15 protein-coding genes are annotated in these 17,857 nt (G+C 48.8%); 8 read left to right on the top strand and 7 right to left on the bottom strand.

The features are described from left to right. Positions 1 to 106: 106 nt before the first annotated feature. Entirely contained in the window at positions 107 to 1,171 is a 1,065-nt protein-coding gene (locus JK154_RS02940; protein WP_211991021.1) for a methylated-DNA--[protein]-cysteine S-methyltransferase, read from the bottom strand. After that, positions 1,158 to 1,931, bottom strand: coding sequence for an isocitrate lyase/phosphoenolpyruvate mutase family protein (locus JK154_RS02935; protein WP_211991020.1), 774 nt, complete (start codon positions 1,929 to 1,931; stop codon positions 1,158 to 1,160). The genes JK154_RS02940 and JK154_RS02935 overlap by 14 nt, the downstream gene beginning before the upstream one ends. 269 nt (positions 1,932 to 2,200) lie before the next feature. Here JK154_RS02935 and dsbG point away from each other — a divergent pair, with 269 nt between their 5' ends. Next, positions 2,201 to 2,974 (top strand): thiol:disulfide interchange protein DsbG, encoded by a 774-nt coding sequence (dsbG, locus tag JK154_RS02930; RefSeq protein WP_211991019.1) that lies wholly within the window; start codon positions 2,201 to 2,203, stop codon positions 2,972 to 2,974. 349 nt (positions 2,975 to 3,323) lie between these two features. On the opposite strand, the gene glsB is transcribed toward dsbG, so the two are convergent. Both glsB and JK154_RS02920 read right to left on the bottom strand, forming a co-directional pair. After that, entirely contained in the window at positions 3,324 to 4,247 is a 924-nt protein-coding gene (gene glsB, locus JK154_RS02925) for a glutaminase B (RefSeq protein ID WP_211991018.1), read from the bottom strand. Positions 4,248 to 4,325: 78 nt separating this feature from the next. Beyond that, positions 4,326 to 5,927: a methyl-accepting chemotaxis protein gene (locus JK154_RS02920; protein ID WP_211991017.1), complete on the bottom strand. Its 1,602-nt coding sequence runs from the start codon at positions 5,925 to 5,927 to the stop codon at positions 4,326 to 4,328. 334 nt (positions 5,928 to 6,261) lie between these two features. Between JK154_RS02920 and JK154_RS02915 the strand changes: the two genes are divergently transcribed. Beyond that, on the top strand, positions 6,262 to 7,431 hold the full coding sequence (locus JK154_RS02915; RefSeq protein ID WP_211991016.1) for a sugar transporter: 1,170 nt from the start codon (positions 6,262 to 6,264) through the stop codon (positions 7,429 to 7,431). A gap of 57 nt (positions 7,432 to 7,488) precedes the next feature. Here JK154_RS02915 and JK154_RS02910 read toward each other — a convergent pair whose 3' ends face one another. After that, positions 7,489 to 8,160, bottom strand: coding sequence for a MarC family NAAT transporter (locus JK154_RS02910; RefSeq protein ID WP_211991015.1), 672 nt, complete (start codon positions 8,158 to 8,160; stop codon positions 7,489 to 7,491). A gap of 208 nt (positions 8,161 to 8,368) precedes the next feature. Here JK154_RS02910 and JK154_RS02905 point away from each other — a divergent pair, with 208 nt between their 5' ends. Then, a complete protein-coding gene (locus tag JK154_RS02905; RefSeq protein WP_211991342.1) occupies positions 8,369 to 8,773 on the top strand; it encodes a MarR family transcriptional regulator in 405 nt (134 codons plus the stop codon). Between the two features lie 20 nt (positions 8,774 to 8,793). Beyond that, complete coding sequence (gene marA, locus JK154_RS02900; protein ID WP_211991014.1) at positions 8,794 to 9,171, top strand: MDR efflux pump AcrAB transcriptional activator MarA; 378 nt, start codon at positions 8,794 to 8,796, stop codon at positions 9,169 to 9,171. Positions 9,172 to 9,240: 69 nt separating this feature from the next. Here marA and JK154_RS02895 read toward each other — a convergent pair whose 3' ends face one another. Next, the gene (locus tag JK154_RS02895; RefSeq protein WP_211991013.1) at positions 9,241 to 10,161 is read right to left on the bottom strand and encodes a LysR substrate-binding domain-containing protein; all 921 of its coding nucleotides are present in this window, start codon (positions 10,159 to 10,161) and stop codon (positions 9,241 to 9,243) included. Positions 10,162 to 10,326: 165 nt separating this feature from the next. On the opposite strand from JK154_RS02895, the gene JK154_RS02890 reads away from it, so the two are divergent. Next, on the top strand, positions 10,327 to 10,953 hold the full coding sequence (locus JK154_RS02890; protein WP_211991012.1) for a LysE family translocator: 627 nt from the start codon (positions 10,327 to 10,329) through the stop codon (positions 10,951 to 10,953). Here the strand turns inward: JK154_RS02890 and JK154_RS02885 are convergent. Next, a complete protein-coding gene (locus JK154_RS02885; protein WP_211991011.1) occupies positions 10,950 to 11,204 on the bottom strand; it encodes a DUF2526 family protein in 255 nt (84 codons plus the stop codon). The two genes, JK154_RS02890 and JK154_RS02885, sit on opposite strands and share 4 nt — an antisense overlap. A 284-nt stretch (positions 11,205 to 11,488) precedes the next feature. On the opposite strand from JK154_RS02885, the gene JK154_RS02880 reads away from it, so the two are divergent. Genes JK154_RS02880 through JK154_RS02870 form a run of 3 tightly spaced genes read left to right on the top strand, consistent with a single transcriptional unit; the run spans position 11,489 to position 17,846 of the window. After that, complete coding sequence (locus tag JK154_RS02880; RefSeq protein ID WP_211991010.1) at positions 11,489 to 12,739, top strand: SrfA family protein; 1,251 nt, start codon at positions 11,489 to 11,491, stop codon at positions 12,737 to 12,739. 2 nt (positions 12,740 to 12,741) lie between these two features. Further along, positions 12,742 to 15,711 carry a virulence factor SrfB gene (locus JK154_RS02875; protein WP_211991009.1) on the top strand — a complete coding sequence of 990 codons (2,970 nt, stop codon included), beginning with the start codon at positions 12,742 to 12,744 and terminating at the stop codon, positions 15,709 to 15,711. Continuing rightward, complete coding sequence (locus tag JK154_RS02870; protein WP_211991008.1) at positions 15,708 to 17,846, top strand: virulence factor SrfC family protein; 2,139 nt, start codon at positions 15,708 to 15,710, stop codon at positions 17,844 to 17,846. Before JK154_RS02875 ends, JK154_RS02870 begins: the two co-directional genes overlap by 4 nt. Positions 17,847 to 17,857 lie beyond the last annotated feature (11 nt).

The following is a 17,857-nucleotide window of genomic DNA, read 5'->3' as shown; positions in this document are numbered from 1 at the left end:
CGTTTCTTCTGTTGGGGGAGCAACCTTCTCCCTGCGATATTTCGCCCTGACAGAATCGGGTAAGTCTTCCCGCCGAGTCTTTCGATTGCTTGCCGGATTGATGGGTTCACGACGAGTTAACGCTGTCCGCAACGTTTTTTTCATGCTCAATCAGCCATGTTTTACGTGCTATGCCGCCACCGTACCCTGTCATTGATCCATCTTTACCTATAACTCGATGACAGGGTATCACTATCGCCACCCGGTTTGCGCCATTCGCCGCAGCCACGGCACGTATAGCCAGTGGTTGATTAATATCTTCAGCAAGTGCCTGATAAAAGGTCGTTGTCGCAAAAGGGATACCAGACAACCCCTGCCAGACTTTACGCTGAAATTCGCTGCCAGGTAAATCCAGCGCCATTGTAAATTGCTGACGATGACCAGAAAAATACTCAGTTATCTCTTTTACTGCCTGCCTGGTATGATCGTTTTCACCTGCGATAATTGGCCCTTTTAATAATCGCTGTAAGTCACGAAATTCTGTCTCCAGCATGCGACGATCGGTAAACTCCAGTAAGCAGACCCCTTGTTCTGAGGCACAGACAAACATCGGCCCGAGCGGCGTGGTAAAACGATGAATCATAATCACTTGCCTTAAAATACTGGGAGCAGAACCCGTGATTTTCTTATAGGTGTAACCGAAACCACTGAGTGATTCATAACCATTATCAAAAGCAACCTCAGTGGTCGAGCGCCCCCCTTTCAATTCCTGAAGGGCCGTGTTAATGCGCTGCATTCGCTGAAAGGCCTGAAAAGTCAGACCATGATTTTGTAAAAACCAGCGGCGAACGCGCTCCGGGCTAATATTTGATAGTCGCAAATCAGCGTCAGTAACACGCATTTTGGGCCTTTCACGAACCAGCTCGAGCGCTTCCTTAATAAACGACGGTGCCGTGTGTGCATTTTCTGTCGGGCGACAAACTTTACAGGGGCGAAAACCTGCTGCAAGGGCTGATTTGACATCGTGATAAAACTCGACATTCTCACGTTTCGGCTTCCTTGCACGACAGACAGAAATGCAAAAGACTCCCGTGGTTTTTACGCCGACAAAAAAGACCCCCGTGTATTGCGGGGCACGGTTAAGCAACGCCTGGTACCAGGTATCACATTGCTGTTCATCAGTAACTTTCATCGTGCAAGACTCCACTGAAGGACTGCCGGGACTGTATCAGATACATAAGATGACTCAGGTATTGCTGAAGTTTGTCATGAATGATGTTACCCATTGAAATACGCTGCACTCCCAGCGCCATCAAATGGGTAAAGTCGGGTAATCCGGGCATACACATGACATTCAATGGGAGTTTCAGCTCTCTGGCAACGATATCGATATCTGCCGCATCGGTCATGCAAGGCACGAACAATCCATCGGCGCCAGACTGAGTATACAAGTGACCACGATAAAGCGTCTCTTTTAACGCATTTTCCCTGCCGAGAAGAAAGGTATCCGTGCGAATATTAATAAATAACGAAATATTAATTGCTGACAGGTGATGCCGAATTTCCCGGAGTTTAGTAGCAAAAGATTCCGTCTCTTCAATGCTTCTGACACCATCAGTCACCTTGCTGTCTTCCAGGTTAATACCCACAACACCAAGCTCGGCCAGAGACTTAAGGTTTGAAGCTATTTCAAGAGCTGAATGACCAAATCCTGCCTCCACATCCACACTCAGAGGAAGGCTACTGGCAGATTTAATATGTTTAACAATAAACAATAGCGCCTCAAAAGGTATAACTTCTCCATCATCATATCCCAGGGTCGCGGCAATGGCTGCACTGGACGTCCCTAAAGCTTGATACCCGGCCTGCTGTGCAACTATTGCGCTACAGGCATCCCAGACATTGGCTATAACCAGGGGGGTGGTTTGATAATGCAACGCAGTAAAATCCATAACATTCTCCTGTTGTAAATGCAGGTCAAATGTAGATTGTTCATTGAAGGTGTCACAACCGAAAAATAGACGACCATTTTTGTATTACAACTTGAAATATTGAGTGAAAGAGACTGTCACACCGGGGAAAAACTGATCTCGACTTTATCCCTCTCTGTTGGGATACTCATTTTTGAACAGACATTGCGCCGCCCAATTGATAAAGAGAAGTTTTCATAAATAACAGGGACTTTTCTACTACCAGCGGCTTTTTTAGGTCAGGAGTGTCAATGAATAAAGCCCACACACTTGTACTTACCTTCTCCCTTTTGGTGTCGGCAGGAACCTCCGCTGCCCCACTCCCTGCCCCTATTACAGCACTTGAAAAACAAGGATTTGAGTTAAAAGGCGAGTTTACAGCGCCTGGAGGGTTGCCTGGTTACGCCATGCAGTTCCAGGGGCAAGGAACTACTGTCTATTTAACCCCCGATAAGCAACACGCCATAATGGGCAATATGGTGGATGCCAATGGTCGTAATCTCAGTGATGATGTTGTTGAAAAATTTGTCTATGCACCTATGGCAAAAAAAATGTGGGACGCCCTGGGCTCCCATCGCTGGATAGCGGTCGGAGAAAAAGAAGCCCCCCATATTGTGTATGTTTTTGCCGACCCTTATTGCCCTTACTGCACAGCATTCTGGGAACAAGCGCAGCCATGGATAACATCAGGCAAAGTCCAGTTACGCGTATTGCTGGTCGGTATGTTGCGTCCTGACAGCGGACAGAAAGCCACAGGGATATTAATGTCAGAAAACCCGTCTAAAACACTGGCAGATTATGAAAACAGCAAAGGAAAATGGGTTTTGAGCTCACCCGAAAAAATTTCCCCGGCCATAGAGGAAGCCCTGAAGAATAACCTCGCGTTAATGGATGAATTAGGTGGCAACGTGACACCCGCCATTTATTACCTTAATGCTGATGGCCGGCTCCAGCAGCATCAGGGAAAGCCGGATGAAGCAACCCTGAATACCATTATGGGAGAACCGCAGAAAAGTGCTGACTGATGTCAGGGACTTTGTCCCTGATTAAGACTGAGTAAGAGTATAATGCTGAGGTGTTATTTTTATTGCACCTGATAAAATGTATGTTGTAACTATTAAAAGCATAACTACATACAATGCGTAACGGTTCCTAATGGTTAGCTCGATAAAGTTTAACTGGGGTTTAAATTAGTTGTTTTATATTTACCCTTTTAAAAGCAATCATCGGAACGGTAATGCAAAAGAAATCACGGTCAGAACGAATACTCTCAGCGGTTATCATCACTACGGTGTTGCTAACCGTGACTCTTGTCACTCTACTCTGTTTACGCTTACCGATGAATATCATTACAGAATAGAACGTTCCCGGTGGTTAAAACACTGAGCGGCCTATCCGCCTGGACAAAATTTCTAACGCCGCAGTACCAGCAAGAGAGTTACCTGAAGGGTCAAGTTCAGGGCACCATACGGCTATGGATAACTCATTAGGAACAATAGCAATAATACCGCCACCGACCCCAGACTTCCCCGGGAGTCCGACACGGTAAGCAAACTCACCTGCCCCATCATACATGCCACTGGTCATCATCATAGCATTAATCTGCCTGGCGTGTTCCGCGGGGATGACAGGCTTCGCATGGAGTGTCCGCCCCTGGTTCGCCAAAAAAACAAAGGTTCTGGCCAGCTCCACACAGCTCATACTCAATGCACAATAGTGAAAATACGTTTTTAACACTGTCGTGACGTCGTTATCAAAGTTGCCAAAGGATTTCATTAGCCAGGCAATAGCCGCATTACGTGCAGAATGTTCAAATTCAGAACGGGCGACTTGGGCATCATAAGTTAAATCATCCGCAGACGATAACCAACGTACGACTTCCAGCATTCGCTGTTTTGGGGCACTCAGGCGGGTTTGCAGCATGTCGCAAATCACCAGCGCGCCTGCGTTAATAAAAGGATTACGAGGTTTACCCTGTTCCAGTTCAAGCTGAAGCAAAGAGTTAAAAGGCTGGCCGGAAGGTTCCTTACCCACCCTTTGCCAGATCTCATTCTCGTCATATCGTTGCATCGCCAGCGCCAGGCTCATGACTTTCGATATGGACTGAATAGAGAACCTCTCTGTTGCATCACCGGCGGTAAACAGCTTCCCATCAAGGGTACAAACAGCCATCCCCAATTTATGGCCGGGTACAGCGGCAAGCGCCGGAATGTAATCCGCAACCCGGCCTTTCCCCACCAAGGAACGAACCTGATCCAGGATCTCTTCCAGTAACTGATTATCTAATGCCGGCACCATAAACTCCTGAGTGAAGTAACGAAACCGGCGGATTATACCAGAGCCAGGAGTGACAGATCAGTACTATCCTTAGTTTGTCTAACAGGCCATTTGAAAACGCGTGACCGCTTTTTCCAGTCGCTGGGATTCACTCAACAAACGCTGTGATGTCTCAGTCGAGGCTTTAATCAGCATACCGGTCTTATTAACGGCCTGATTAAGCGTTGTGATCCGTTCAGTGACATGAGAAACGCTGGTATCCTGATCAGCCGAAGCCGTGGATATATCGTTAAGTAAGCTACTCAGTCGTACCACTTCCGAAATGACATTCCGTAACTGTTGTTCAAGTTGAGTGACAGCATTATTGCCATGTTCAATCCCTTGTAGTGAATGACTAATCAGAGACTGAATTTTCTGTGTCGATTCACTGCTTTGTTTAGCCAGCAAACCGACTTCGCGCGCGACGACGGCAAAACCGCGCCCCTGATGCCCGGCATGGGCCGCTTCAATCGCGGCATTGAGCGCCAGAATATTGGTCTGGAAAGCGACATTCTCTATCATTGAGACGATCCCTTCCATCTCTGCGGATCGGCTCACAATATCCTGCATTGACGTGTTTACCGTCTGCATCATACGGTCGCCGCCAACAACCATTTCCCGGGTTTCCTGAGCCCGGTGATTGGCCTGGAGCGCATACTGATTATTTTCCTGCACTAGGGAAGCCAGGAAATCGATATGTTGTACTACCCGGGCGAGTTCCTGCTCCTGACTAAAAGACTGCTGAGACAACTCGTTATTCCCTTCGGCCAGTTGGCCAATGTTTGACAGTAAGGTGGAAGATGACTCTCGGACTTCAACAACAAGCTGCTGCAGGCCCTGCTGCATAACCAGTATACTGTCATAAAGCTGTCTGACTTCCCGATTTTTGGTATTCATCACGTTGGGAAGACGGGATAAATCCCCCGCGGCCATCACATGCAAATGTTTAATTAAAGAACGTAATGGAAAGATGACCCACCGGCCAACGGTAAACCAGACTGTGACGGCCACGAACAGCAAGATCCCTAACACAAAAATAAAAAGCTGCTGTGCCCGCCCCAGGCTTTGTAATAAAACCTGCCCTGATGATTCGGTTAATTGCTCATTATCTTGTTGATAGCGAGCATAACTGTCGTTAAAAGCACTCTGAAATGCCTGAACAGGCACGGCAAAAAAACTATCAAGGGAAGATGATTTTTGCAATCCGTCTAACTGCTCCTGCAACCCATCGAAAAGCATCTTATAGTTTTGGGCTAAATGCGCGGATTCTGTCGGGTGTAATTTTTCCCAGGCCCGGAAGCTTTCCTGAGATTTTTTTAAGGAGGCATCGGCTTCTTCAACCAGGCTTTCCCAGCTTCCTACTGAACCCACCTTTTCATCCTGAAGGAAATAAATACCAGCCCGATTCAATAAGTCGCTGGTCATTAATAGTGAACTGCGTGCTTGTTCCATTACCACTTGTTGATCATGGATTTTTTGGCTATCAACCACACTGATCTCTGTATTACGTAAAATATTGGACAGTAATAAAGTGGAAAAAAGCTGGAGTAAGGAGAATAAGGCGATAACACTCACTATACCGCCTAAAAGGCCAAATTCACGACGCAGAAAAAATACCGCAATGAACGACTTTAGTTGACGAAAAGTTTTACTTATCAGCATGATTATCTTAAACAAGATGACATTTTGCGCCAGTGTAACCAGCAATTATGACAAAAATATTTCACTCTTCGTTATGCATTAACACGGTTAACGCGTTAATTTCATGATTTTTTTCAAACCGTTAAATAAAGAATCAACAAATTAAACTTTTTTGTTGAACAGATACACACATTCATTACAGACTTTTATTGAACGTCATTTTTTGTGACGTTGTCACATAAAAATGACTTACCTGGCTCTGAAACTAAGATGTAAATCACAAAATGGGTTGTATGCATGCAAATAGCCCCCTATCATTTCCATACTTATCCCTCACTGGTCAGCTAATTCATCAATGCCTTTAAATATCGTGTCCCGTAGAACTGCGTGGCTACGGGTCTTCATGCTATCCGTTGCCGCATTTATATTTAACACCACAGAGTTTGCGCCTATCGGTTTGTTGTCAGATATAGCCCAAAGCTTTGATATGCAAACTGCGCAGGTTGGCATCATGCTGACCATCTATGCCTGGGTCGTTGCACTCGCCTCCCTGCCCTTTATGTTATTAACGGCCAAAGTTGAGCGCCGCCGTTTATTGATTGCCATCTTTGTTCTGTTTATTGCGAGCCATATTCTCTCCTCCTTCGCCTGGAATTTTACCGTGTTGATCATCAGTCGTATCGGCGTGGCCTTCGCCCATGCCATCTTCTGGTCTATTACCGCATCTCTGGCGCTGCGGATGGCTCCCGCAGGCAAAAAAGCGCAGGCACTGAGTATAATCGCTACCGGCACCGCTCTGGCGATGGTCATGGGATTACCTATTGGCCGCATTATCGGGCAGTATTTTAGCTGGCGAACCACTTTCCTGGTTATTGCCGTCATCGCCACCTTGACGCTCATCTGCCTGACTCGTCTGTTGCCAAAACTGCCAAGTGAACACTCAGGATCACTCGCGAGTTTACCGGTGTTGTTTCATCGCCCGGCCTTATTAAGCCTTTATTTGCTCATAGCTATCGTAGTTACCGCGCATTACACCGCATACAGTTATATTGAACCTTTCATACATAACGTTGCTAATCTGAGCGAAAATTTTGCCACGTTCTTATTACTGATCCTTGGGGCTGCCGGCATCATTGGCAGTATGCTGTTTGGCAAGTTAGGGAATAAATATGCCCCTCAGCTACTCAGCTGTGCCATTGCCTTACTGGTGTTATGCCTTGTACTCCTGTTGCCTGCGGCATCAGGCGAAAATCGCCTTATTGCATTAAGTGTATTCTGGGGGGTTGCATTTATGGTCATCACCCTGTCAATACAAGCCCAGGTTCTGTCTCTGGCATCAGATGCGACAGATGTCGCCATGTCATTATTTTCGGGGATATTTAATATTGGGATTGGCGCCGGGGCGTTGCTGGGCAATCAAGTGAGCTTACACCTGTCAATGGCAGATGTGGGTTATATTGGCGCGATTCCTGCCTTGGCGGCATTTATATTGTCAGTGATTATCTTTCGCCGCTGGCGCTTGTAAAAACGGCTGGCTAACCGATGCCCGCTCCCCCATCACTGGAGAGCGGGCATCAAACCGTCAGACTGGGTAGGTTTTTATAATCTCAAGAATACCATTAATAATAAACTGGACCCCCATACAGACCAGCAAGAAGCCCATCATCCGTGAGATCGCATCAATCCCGCCTTTACCCATCACTCGCATAATTGACCCTGAGCACAGCAAGCTGACCCATAAAATCAAACCCACTATCAGAAAAATAAGTGGTGGGGCAATGGTGAGTACCCAGGGTGCAAAATCATCACTTTGCCTCACCGCTGAGGCAGAACTGATTATCATGGCAATAGTACCTGGCCCTGCCGTGCTGGGCATCGCCAGGGGGACAAAAGCGATATTGGTATCAATGTCTTCGGTTTGTTCCTCTGCCAACTCTTTCGCTAACGCAGCAGAAGGGATTGGTTTAGGGGCTGGAAACAGCATCCTGAAACCGATAAAGGCCACGATAAGGCCACCAGCAATACGCAAGCCAGGAATTGAAATGCCAAAGGTATTCATCACCACCTGGCCAGCATAGTATGCCACTATCATGATAATGAAGACGTTAAGTGACGTCATATAAGCAATACGATCACGCTGTTGCTTATTCATATTCCCGGTCAGACCAAGAAATAGTGCTAATGTTGTCAGTGGGTTAGCCAGTGGTAGTAGGACGACAAGCCCAAGCCCGATGACCTGTAATAATTCAATCATATGCGTTCCATTTTCAGCGAGAAGTAGCCAACTCAATCCTGTTATTTAGGTACCTTGTAATATCTATTTTCATCTTTTAGCTATTTGTGGCATCTGACATAACGCCAGATTGACATATAGTTTCATACTAAATAGTATCTGGCGTTACTAATTACTTGCCTGGGCAAATATTTTGAGTCGTGATAAGAACTGTGATTTGTTTAACGAAATGATCCCCCTGGAGCGATTGATTCATACCGTCGGCCAGCATACCGAACGTTTGTTAAACGACGCATTATACTCACTCGATATTACTGCTGCTCAGTTAAAAGTGCTCTGCTCCATTCATCACCAGGCCAATATTTCGCCGGTCGAGCTGAAAAAAATCCTCTCTGTCGATTTAGGGGCTTTGACGCGAATGCTTGACCGTCTGGTATGCAAAGGATGGGTGACACGTTTGCCGAATCCTAAGGATAAACGTGGAATTCTGGTAAGTCTGACGCCAAAAGGTGCCGAACTTTGCCAGCAATGCCACTGCACTGTCGGGCTAAGTTTACACAATGAACTGACAAAAAATTTGACCGATGACGAAGTAGAAACACTCTATAAATTACTTACAAAGATACTGCCGTAAACCTGCAAAGAGGTAGCACTATGTCCAGACAAAACAACGATGCAATCACTATTCATAGCATTTTAGACTGGATAGAAAATAATCTGCAAAGTCCTCTCTCCCTGGAAAGAGTGTCACAGCGATCAGGTTATTCTAAATGGCATCTACAGAGAATGTTTAAGAAAGAGACGGGATACTCATTGGGGCAATATATCCGAAATCGTAAGCTGACAGAGATAGCACTGAAGCTGCAAGATAGTAATGAGCCTATTTTGTACTTAGCTGAACGTTATGGTTTCGAGTCACAACAGACGTTAACCAGAACCTTCAAGAACTACTTTTCAGTCCCCCCCCATAAGTATCGGGTTGCCCGTATGGCTGAAGACAATAAATACATTCGACCGATTAATCACTGCTGATATAGCCGATGTATGACACAAACGGCCGCGACGTTGCGGCCAGTGTCGTCTTTTTCCGCCTTCATGGACTCACATCCCAGTCTCCGCCCCCAGGCATTCCACCCCTTCTGGTATACCCGTCGGTACGCAGGCTTTAAGATACTGATACAGTTGCAGACTGTTTTTATGGGTTAACGTCCCTTCAGGACAAACAAAATAGTAACTGTCACCGGTGGCAATAGCCTGAGAAAATAGCAACGCCAGCATTCCGCTATGAATAGCATCCTGGCTCAACAGCAAATCCCCCATGGACACACCATGCCCACTGGCAGCCGCCATATTACCCTGCTCAAGGGTATCAAATACCATTCCCCTGGTAACATTCATCCCGGGGAAAGCGCCTGTTCGTTTGAGCCAGCGCCGCCAGTCTCGGCCATCCGGTGAGGGATGGATAAGCTCGCAAGTGAATAAATCTTGCTGCGCCTGTGCCACCAAGTCCGGCGCACAGACCGGAATGAGCCATTCATCGAACAGAAGATGACTTTCAACATGTTGCCCGTATTGCCCTTTACCCAGCAAAATAGCACAGTCATAAGGTTCCTTCGTAAAATCCACCGTATCTGTATCCATCCAGACACTGGAAACCTGTACCCTGGGTAACGTATTGTGCTCACGGAAAAGACGTAATGTATTTAATAGCCAGCGCATGGTGAGTGTTGACGGCGCCTTGAGCCGAATATCTTGTTGATGTCGACGGAAAGCATGACAGGCTTGTTCCAGATGACGAAAACCTTCTTCGAGTTGTGCTGCCAGCCTGCACCCCGCCTGAGTGATATCCACTTTAGGGCCCTTACGAACAAACAACACACAATCAAAATAGTGTTCCAGTGTTCGGATATGTCGGCTGATCGCGCCCGGCGTCACATTAAGGTGTTTTGCCGCATGGCTAAAAGATCCCAGTCGGGCAGCACTTTCAAAAGCCCGTAGGGCATACAGTGGAGGAAGTGACATAGCACAGCCCTATATTGAGTTTTACTCACATTGAAGCGCAGTTTTATCCGCTTTTCAATCTTCCTCTCTTCAGTGAAAATCACCGTCAGTCACTTTACCCCCCGCTTTCCCGATGAAATCCACTCAAAATGCATCCGGGGCCCGTTCCACTGGAGGATTTTACTGATGAACACACCCTTGTTAGGTACTTATATACTGGCAGTGATACTGCTAATCATGACCCCCGGCCCCGTAGTCGCCCTGGTGACCCGCATTGCGGCCAGCTCAGGTAGCCGCCGGGCACTGGCCACAGTAATAGGAACCAATGGGGCATCATTCGTGTTAATGGCGCTGGCCATACTGATGCTCAACGGTGTCATGACATTGAGTGTCTTAAGTCTCGCCATACTGGGCTTGCCTGGCTCATTTTATATTGGGTATCTGGCATTACAGGGGATCATGATGCCAATAAACACACCAGGCAAGGCATCAACGGGGGGTTACAAGAGCGGGGTATGGGGTGGTTTTATTACTGGTTTATCAAACCCGAAAGATATTCTGTTTTTTGTCGCTTTTTTCCCACAGTTCATCACCGTTACGGCCAGTTTCAGCACCAGCGTGCTGGTCCTGGCCTTGATCTGGCTGGTACTGGATTTTGCCATACTATCATTCTACATTCTGGCCATTAAACACTGGGTCAGCCCTGACCACCAGCGAGCAATAACGCTGATATCCTCCTGGATACTCCTGGTCATTGCCTGTGTCGGAGCCGTGTATAACGGCCTGGCGGTGATCCGTGCATTTCCCAGTTAGTCCGACTGGATCTCACCCCATTTGGTCAGTTGTTCCCGGCGGATTTCTTCTTCGTCTTCCTCTTCTTTATGATAGTGGTGATGCCCTTTCTGGGCGATAGCAGTACGTAATCGTTGCTGTTGCTGATAGCGTTGCTCACGAGGCAACGTGTCGTCATCACTCAGCGCAATGAGTAATGTATTCATTTCAACAATGACATGCCGGGTCAGTGTCTCATCAACCTGCCGGATAACATCGTCCAGATGTGCCATGACTCTCTCCTGATGGAATATGGGCAACGATTGCCCTTAACGGGTGGTTTAGTTACAGCCTGCGATCCATGATAAATAATAGCTTAACTGAATGATAAAGAGAAAACCCTTACCAGTGACCTCTCCCGCTAAAAATACAGAGGGTTGTTGCCCTGGCAGCAATTCAATAGCCTGATAATTTATCTATTTGTTCATCTCTTTACCCGTTTGACTTAAGGACAAGTCGTTAAAATGGGACGATGAAGATGGCTCTCGGTCGAGCTATCAAGAGCAGGATGAATAACGTGATAAACTCATTATTGCGCAGCGGATGCCCGGACAACTTTCTGTCTCTGGGGGAAAATGGGCAGGCTGTGTTTGACTCAGCCCTACAAATCCGTGAAACCCTACGTTTGCGCAAGCAGCAAGCTGCCGCTGATACCTTGGCTATTCCACAAAGCAATGAGAGTGGCAGTCGCATTGACTGGTATGCACCTGTCCCCGGTAAGATAACCAGTTGGGCCGCTGCCAGTGAAGATCAACGGAGCGCCGCACTACACTACCTTGAACATTGTCTGACAAGTGTTAACTTACTCGGCCTTCAGTGCCAGCGCAGTGAAAAAACCGCCCTGCGATTATTCGGTTCGCTGTTGGGAAATGCTTTCCAGTTTCCGGGCAGCCAGTATATCTATTTGGTGGGTGATAAACCTGTTATTACCTTCTGGGGATTCATCAATCAAAATGAGCACCCCAAAGGGGATGTGCTTGATTGCCTGAAAGTCCGTGAGCCACGAGAAACCACAACGCCTCTGACACCCGCGCCTGCCGAACCAGTCCAGGTGAAAGAGATAACCCGTGAGCCCTCCATGATATCCGAGGAAGCGGGTGTGGTAGCCTCCCCCAGGCCCCGGATTAATGTGCAGAAATCACGCGGGAAGTTATCTGCAGCAGTGGCCTTCGTCGTGCTGGTCATTCTGGTGGGTAGCGGTTATGTTTATACCCAACACCGTACCAGTGAAACGTTGACAGAAATGCCTGACGTGGCGGTGTCAGCGCAACCTCTCATCCAGACAAATGTCCCAGCTTCCGCCTTACCTCTGATGCTGGCAGAGGTTATCCCCCCTGTTGCTGACGTGCCAGAACCCGCGTCTCCCCCAGTCACGCCTCCCGTTAAAGGCGCATTGGTTATCCCGCCAGAGCAGTTAAAAACGGGCTCAACCAAATTTCTTAATGGCACCTGGCAGGCTCGGGTGCAGTTCAGTTCACCGATCGCCGGTAAACCTCCGGCCTTGCGTTACCGCATCATCAATAACAAAGGTACCGTAAGGTTGTTCAACAGCGATAATGTCCTCTGTAAGGCTGACGTTTTTTCGGGCCTTCAGCAATCTGGCACCCTGATGATAAAGAGTCGGGGTAACGCACGATGTGATGACGGGAGCCGTCATGTATTGCCGGAGATATCCTGTAAATCAGGCAGTAATGGCCTCGCGGAATGTACTGGTCGTTTCGAGGGTGACAACCTTGCACAAGTCACCTTTCAAAAAGTGAGTAATTGATTATGCTGGCTACACTGTTTAACTATAAATCGAGCGTTACGCTGATCGAAAACAGCGGTATTCAGTTTCTGGATTTCGGACTGACACCTCAGTGGCAGGATTCCCAAAATGGCCGTTTTGTTCGTCAAACGGCCAATGGTCCACTGCTACGGGTTGACTACGGTGTGATCCCTGACAAGTTTACCCTCCCTGCTGAGAATGGCGCAGCACCTGAGGTTGTCAAACCAGAAAGCACTCTGAGTCTGTCGCATTCTTTGCGGGTGCTGGATAAAGTCTGGCTGCCTTTACCATTCCTGCGCCTCAATGCGACACACACCAGTACCCCTGGACCGGATAACTGGGCTCGGATCCAAATTCGTACCCTTGATAAACCTGATACAGCCGGAAATACCGTGCGTGTGACCATTGCCCTGGATACGAAACTTGCTGAAGAGACCAAGGGCACCCAGCCGCTTGCCCCGAATATCAGCGATGTGCGTAACGGCACCCGATTTTCCCTTGCCTGGAAAAACCAGGAACTTAACGAATTTCTGGACCAGACTTGGGTCGATGGCTGGTTGCGGGAATTGTTCAGCCAGTTTTGCAATGAGCATGAATTTCGGGAAGAAAGTGACATCGCCAGGGCGCTGAAAATGTTCGAGTACCAGGGACATTATCTTAACCTCCTTGAGATGGTGGGTACTCAGCTGGCTATTCCTGAAGTAAAAATAGTTACCGCCACATTACAGGCGGAAATGATTCCAGTGGATTTAGTACTGGATGTGGGTAATACCCACACCTGCGGTATCCTGATTGAAGATCATGGCTCTGAAAACGAGGGGCTGCGCCAGACATCTGAACTGCATATCCGCTCACTGAGCGAACCACATTTCATTAACCCGCCCATGTTTACCAGTCGCCTTGAGTTCAGTGAGGCTAAATTTGGTAAGCAACACTTTTCCCTGGAAAGTGGACGTCATGATGCTTTTGTCTGGCCTTCTATTGTTCGCGTGGGTGAAGAGGCACACCGACTGGCCTGTCAGCGTCAGGGAACCGAAGGTGACAGCGGTATTTCAAGCCCACGACGCTATCTCTGGGATAATACCCCGGCACACCAGCACTGGCGATTTAGTCAGCTGAATACCAGGACACAGCGCGAACCCCAGGCGACAGCTTTTCCACTCATGTCATTAATGAATGATGAGGGGCAGCCACTCTACACACTACCAATCGAAGATCGCCTGCCCGTATTCTCGGCACAGTACAGTCGTAGTTCACTCATGACCTTAATGCTCTGCGAGCTGCTCGCCCAGGCATTAATGCAGATTAACAGCGTTGGTTCACGGCAAAATATGAACCGGCCTACGGCACCACGCCAACTGCGTAACGTGATCCTGACATTGCCTTCTGCCATGCCCAAACCGGAACGTGAGTTGTTCCGCCTGCGGATGGAGGAAGCGGTCGCCCTGGTCTGGAAAGCACTGGACTGGCACCCAGCAGATGACGACTTCACCCATGAGCAAGTAACTCAGAGCCTGCGGCCCATGGCGCAAGTACACATGGAATGGGATGAGGCGACTTGTGGCCAGCTTGTCTGGTTGTATCATGAAGCTATCGTTAATTATGCAGGGCAAACGGATCGTTTCTTTGAAACCCTCACCCGCCCGGATCGTCTGTCTGCCGAAGCCACCGCAGCTGGAAAAACGTTGCGTGTTGCCTCCATTGATATTGGTGGTGGAACCACAGACATGGCCATTGTTCAGTATCAGCTGGACGAAGGGACAGGACGTAATGTGAAAATCACGCCCCGGTTACTTTTCCGTGAAGGTTTTAAAGTCGCCGGGGATGATGTATTGCTCAATGTGATTCAACACAGTGTGCTACCCGCGTTACAAAATGCCATGACACGGGCCGGCGTCGTGGACGCCGCAAGTCTGATGGATTCTCTGTTTGGTGAGACGACTCGCCAGGCAACACAGCTAACCCTGCGTCAGCAAACCACCCTCCAGCTTTTCATTCCTCTTGGGCATAAGATTTTAGCCTTTTGGGAAGCCCATGGTGAAGAAACACCAGAATCCATTCTGGATAGCACCTTCGGTGAACTATTGCCCCATCCGCTGACTGATAATGTTATCAATTATATCCAACAGGCTGTACAACAGGCTCTGGGTGCCAATGCACCGCTGTTTGATATTATGGCTGTGCCACTCCATGGAAATATCGCCCAACTACAAGATGCTTTACTGACCGGGAAATTCACCATCACCACACCGTTACAATCTCTGTGTGAGGTGATTAATCTCTACTGCTGTGATGTCTTACTGGTCACCGGACGATCGGGTGGTTTGCCGGGTATTCAGGCTTTGCTACGTCATTTACAACCGGTACCAGTTAACCGCATGATCTGGCTGGATGACTATCCCACCCTGGAAGGCTGCCCATTTACTGACACAGATACGCGGGGCAATCCAAAATCGACTGCCGCGGTGGGTGCGATGTTATACAGTCTGGCGGGAGACTTACGTCTGCCCCACTTCAATTTTAAAGCGGCTGATATTCAGGCTTACTCGACAATACGTTACCTTGGTATTCTGGAAGAGGATGACAGCCTGCAGGATGTGAATATCTGGTACCGTGATATTGACCTGGATGACCCCTGGGGGCATCTGGACAGTGGGCTTGCCTTCCCAGTGCGCAGCAATATACGGCTGGGTTTCCGCCAGCTGGATAACGCACGCTGGCCAGCCACCCCACTTTACACTCTGGGGATCAATTCCCCTGAACTGGCAAAAGCCGTTGCCGGCGACAGCGTCCTTTATGTGTCGTTAAAACAGACCTCAGATGCCTGCGCCTTTACCCTGGCAAAAGCCTGGCTGTCTGATGGCAGTAATGTCCCGCTGGAACAGCTCAGTTTTAAACTCAACACCCTCGCTCACAGTGACAACGGGGTGATGCATTACTGGATCGATAACGGGAGCGTATACCGCAAATGAATCCCACCACCCGCCATTTTGATAAACTGATCCATTGGGTCACCACCACCCGAGCGAGCAGCATATCCTTGGATCACCAGGCAGACAGCTTGCTGGTGAATTTACAACAAATGAAAGCCCGTGCCAGACGTCTTGACACTCTCAAGCATCAGCCCATGACCATCGGATTCTATGGTCATGCCCAGGCAGGAAAGCATGCTCTGATCAGCACCCTACAACGCCACCCCAGTCAGGGGGTTGAGATTCTGCTTGGTGATAAGTCACTGGACTATCTTACTCATATTAATCCCGGAAATGTTCCTCCGGCCATGGGGGTACGTTTCACTCAACGATCCACGATTGATCACCCCCAATACCCATTACGACTGGCTCTTTTTAGTGAGTGTGAGCTGGCCTGTCAGTTTATAGAACGCTACTGGCGGGAAAATACGGCGCCGCGCCATCTGCCAGCAAGTGTAGTCGCCACCCGTCTGGCAGAACTGGAAACCCGGAGCTTACCTGATACACTGAGCTCCACCTATCAGGAAGATGTCGCCCTGTTATTACTGGAGTACCGACGCCTGCTGCGTCGCGATGCCCGTATGGGTGCCTCACTGGAAATACGTATCAGTGAACTGGCTCCAACGCTGGGGCTGCACGATCGGGCTGAACTCTTCTCACTCCTCTGGGGAGAGGACCCTCACCTGACACAGGAATGGCGCGAACTCGCCCAACTGCTTGAACAACTGAGTCACCCGGAACAGGTTCTGGCCCCCGCGAGCCTGCTAGTTGACAGTTTTATGTTGCCAGCGGAGGGGTTCCTGACCCCTGTCAGCCCCCACAGCACGTATAAAACCCATGATGTATTGGTCTGTCCGTTGATTAATGGCATCTCTCTGCCCCCATTAAATATTGATCAGCAGCAACTGAGCCGGATTTGTGCAGAAGTTATCCTGACGCAAAAAGCCGGTTCCGCCGCCCCTGATGTGGATTTGCTGGATATCCCCCAGGGGCAACTCGCCTGTTACACCCGTCGTTTACAGCCGGATATTGTGCTCGTCTGCAATGCCGTTAGCCATGTTCGGGACACCCAGACGACAGGCAACGCCTTAAAATACTGGGTTCAGAACACACAGATAAGCGGTAACGGTAACTCGCCAGGCCTGATTTGGGCGATAACGTCCGCTGATTCACGCTTTACCAGTGGCATAAATCTGGATGAGAGCGTACAGCGTAGAGTCGGGCAGGCTCGCACCCACTGGGGGACATTACAAGCCCAGGATAGTCGTAATATGCACCTCCTGCGTGACTGGGTCCTGGGGGTGCTGACACCCGAGCATAAAGCTCAACGCTTGACTGCATTAAATAGCGCGCTGGAAAAACAAGTCCGGGATCTGTTTCGTGGCTTCACCAATCAGGCGCAACGCACACCAGAGCAGGAAAAAGAACATGCAGAAAAACTGGTTCGAGCCTTACAGGGCCATGTGCTGCAGTTAGGCTCGATGCTGTCCGACTTGGTTCCCTCCAGAGAAACACTGAAACAGTGCTGGTTACTCAACCAACAGCAGGCATCAAAGACCCCCCATGACCTGGGCCTCAATATAGATCTGTTTGCTGATGACGGCATCTCTGAAGAGGCCAGTAAGCAAGGCTTTTCCTATGCAAAGGCTGTTCATCGTCAGTGGATCAACCACCTGCGCTCCCCACTACAACCATCGGCAGAACATCCGAGGCTGGCAGTCTCACTAGAGCTCTGGCACAGCCTGTGTGAAATACTGATTGTTATCAGTTACCGACTGGGGCTCCCGGAATTACTGGAAAATGCGAGCGATGAATCCCAGAGCGAGCTGGCCATTGCCAGGAGTCACAGTGCCCTGGGGGATTTTGTCGCCTGGTTAGGCTATGGGAATATGCCGACAAGCCAGCGTCCGTTGAGCCGCATTAATAAACAACAGCCTCTGTTTGCTCCAGCAAGCCCAGTGGATATTAATCAGCGACTGAGCAAACTGGGGGATCAGCCCCAGCGTACCAATGCCAGTTATGCCTATGACTGGTTAGTGGCGCTCTATACCCGGGCTATTGAAAACCAGGGGTATCGCATTCCACAAGAGAAAGATGATCAACAGCACCTAATCCTGCTGAAACTCCTGGCGTAACCGCACGCAGG

It is taken from the genome of Citrobacter sp. JGM124, assembly GCF_018257795.1.
GTDB lineage: Bacteria > Pseudomonadota > Gammaproteobacteria > Enterobacterales > Enterobacteriaceae > JGM124.
This window is presented reverse-complemented; position numbering and strand designations above follow the sequence as displayed.

Excerpts from the sequence above, each read along its gene's own strand:
- JK154_RS02885 (WP_211991011.1), bottom strand. The coding sequence starts at position 11,204 with ATGGCACATCTGGACGATGTTATCCGGCAGGTTGATGAGACACTGACC.
- JK154_RS02915 (WP_211991016.1), top strand. The coding sequence starts at position 6,262 with ATGCCTTTAAATATCGTGTCCCGTAGAACTGCGTGGCTACGGGTCTTC.
- JK154_RS02910 (WP_211991015.1), bottom strand. The coding sequence starts at position 8,160 with ATGATTGAATTATTACAGGTCATCGGGCTTGGGCTTGTCGTCCTACTA.
- JK154_RS02870 (WP_211991008.1), top strand. The coding sequence starts at position 15,708 with ATGAATCCCACCACCCGCCATTTTGATAAACTGATCCATTGGGTCACC.
- JK154_RS02905 (WP_211991342.1), top strand. The coding sequence starts at position 8,369 with ATGATCCCCCTGGAGCGATTGATTCATACCGTCGGCCAGCATACCGAA.
- JK154_RS02875 (WP_211991009.1), top strand. The coding sequence starts at position 12,742 with ATGCTGGCTACACTGTTTAACTATAAATCGAGCGTTACGCTGATCGAA.
- JK154_RS02895 (WP_211991013.1), bottom strand. The coding sequence starts at position 10,161 with ATGTCACTTCCTCCACTGTATGCCCTACGGGCTTTTGAAAGTGCTGCC.
- marA (WP_211991014.1), top strand. The coding sequence starts at position 8,794 with ATGTCCAGACAAAACAACGATGCAATCACTATTCATAGCATTTTAGAC.
- JK154_RS02920 (WP_211991017.1), bottom strand. The coding sequence starts at position 5,927 with ATGCTGATAAGTAAAACTTTTCGTCAACTAAAGTCGTTCATTGCGGTA.
- glsB (WP_211991018.1), bottom strand. The coding sequence starts at position 4,247 with ATGGTGCCGGCATTAGATAATCAGTTACTGGAAGAGATCCTGGATCAG.
- JK154_RS02935 (WP_211991020.1), bottom strand. The coding sequence starts at position 1,931 with ATGGATTTTACTGCGTTGCATTATCAAACCACCCCCCTGGTTATAGCC.
- JK154_RS02940 (WP_211991021.1), bottom strand. The coding sequence starts at position 1,171 with ATGAAAGTTACTGATGAACAGCAATGTGATACCTGGTACCAGGCGTTG.
- JK154_RS02890 (WP_211991012.1), top strand. The coding sequence starts at position 10,327 with ATGAACACACCCTTGTTAGGTACTTATATACTGGCAGTGATACTGCTA.
- dsbG (WP_211991019.1), top strand. The coding sequence starts at position 2,201 with ATGAATAAAGCCCACACACTTGTACTTACCTTCTCCCTTTTGGTGTCG.